The organism is Cellulosimicrobium sp. NPDC057862 (assembly GCF_042797035.1).
Lineage (GTDB): Bacteria > Actinomycetota > Actinomycetes > Actinomycetales > Cellulomonadaceae > Cellulosimicrobium.
Genome location: NZ_JBHVMH010000039.1, coordinates 1 through 1656, shown reverse-complemented (window position 1 = coordinate 1656; position 1656 = coordinate 1). Strand labels below are relative to the sequence as shown.

Annotated in this window: 2 rRNA genes (1 of these 2 only partly in view); both read left to right on the top strand. The window is 58.5% G+C overall.

The features are described 5' to 3' along the window. Positions 1-1392 (top strand): 23S ribosomal RNA (locus ACFVN3_RS20800) (it extends 1780 nt beyond the left edge of the window). 96 nt (positions 1393-1488) lie between these two features. Continuing rightward, a 5S ribosomal RNA gene (gene rrf / locus ACFVN3_RS20795) occupies positions 1489-1605 on the top strand. Positions 1606-1656 lie beyond the last annotated feature (51 nt).

The following is a 1656-nucleotide window of genomic DNA, read 5'->3' as shown; positions in this document are numbered from 1 at the left end:
CAGGCTGAGAGCTGACGGTGAGCGCACAAGCGCGAACTGGGTGATCCTATGCTGCCAAGAAAAGCCTCGGCGCGAGGTTCTAGCCGCCCGTACCCCAAACCGACTCAGGTGGTCAGGTAGAGAATACTAAGGCGATCGAGAGAATCGTGGTTAAGGAACTCGGCAAAATGCCCCCGTAACTTCGGGAGAAGGGGGGCCCGAAGCGTGAACCGACTTGCTCGGGGAGCGTGGACGGCCGCAGAGACCAGGGAGAAGCGACTGTTTACTAAAAACACAGGTCCGTGCGAAGTCGCAAGACGATGTATACGGACTGACGCCTGCCCGGTGCTGGAAGGTTAAGAGGACGGGTCAACCCCTCGGGGTGAAGCTCAGAATTTAAGCCCCAGTAAACGGCGGTGGTAACTATAACCATCCTAAGGTAGCGAAATTCCTTGTCGGGTAAGTTCCGACCTGCACGAATGGCGTAACGACTTCTCCGCTGTCTCAACCGCGAACTCGGCGAAATTGCACTACGAGTAAAGATGCTCGTTACGCGCAGCAGGACGGAAAGACCCCGGGACCTTTACTATAGCTTGGTATTGGTGTTCGGTGCGGCTTGTGTAGGATAGGTGGGAGACTGTGAAGCCCGTACGCCAGTGCGGGTGGAGTCAACGTTGAAATACCACTCTGGCCGCTTCGGATGTCTAACCTCGGTCCGTGATCCGGACCAGGGACAGTGCCTGGTGGGTAGTTTAACTGGGGCGGTTGCCTCCTAAAATGTAACGGAGGCGCTCAAAGGTTCCCTCAGCCTGGTTGGCAATCAGGTGTCGAGTGCAAGTGCACAAGGGAGCTTGACTGTGAGACTGACAGGTCGAGCAGGGACGAAAGTCGGAACTAGTGATCCGGCGGTGGCTTGTGGAAGCGCCGTCGCTCAACGGATAAAAGGTACCCCGGGGATAACAGGCTGATCTTGCCCAAGAGTCCATATCGACGGCATGGTTTGGCACCTCGATGTCGGCTCGTCGCATCCTGGGGCTGGAGTAGGTCCCAAGGGTTGGGCTGTTCGCCCATTAAAGCGGTACGCGAGCTGGGTTTAGAACGTCGTGAGACAGTTCGGTCCCTATCCGCTGCGCGCGCAGGAAACTTGAGAAGGGCTGTCCCTAGTACGAGAGGACCGGGACGGACGAACCTCTGGTGTGCCAGTTGTTCCGCCAGGAGCACCGCTGGTTGGCTACGTTCGGAAGGGATAACCGCTGAAAGCATCTAAGCGGGAAGCCTGCTTCAAGATGAGGTTTCCATACCCTACGGGGTGAGAGGCACCCAGCAGAACACTGGGTCGATAGGCCGGACGTGGAAGCGGGGACGAAAGACCCGTGCAGCTGACCGGTACTAATCAGCCGACAACTTCAACACCAACAAACTTTTGCTACGCGTCCACTGTGCGGTTCCCGAACCACCAACACCACACCCCCACCCGGGGTGCCCCAGTGTTGGACAGGTTCACAGAGTTACGGCGGTCACAGCGAAGGGGAAACGCCCGGTCCCATACCGAACCCGGAAGCTAAGCCCTTCAGCGCCGATGGTACTGCCCTGGAGACGGGGTGGGAGAGTAGGACGCCGCCGGACAACCCTTCACCGAAGGCCCACCCCACACGGGGTGGGCCTTCGGCATTTCCG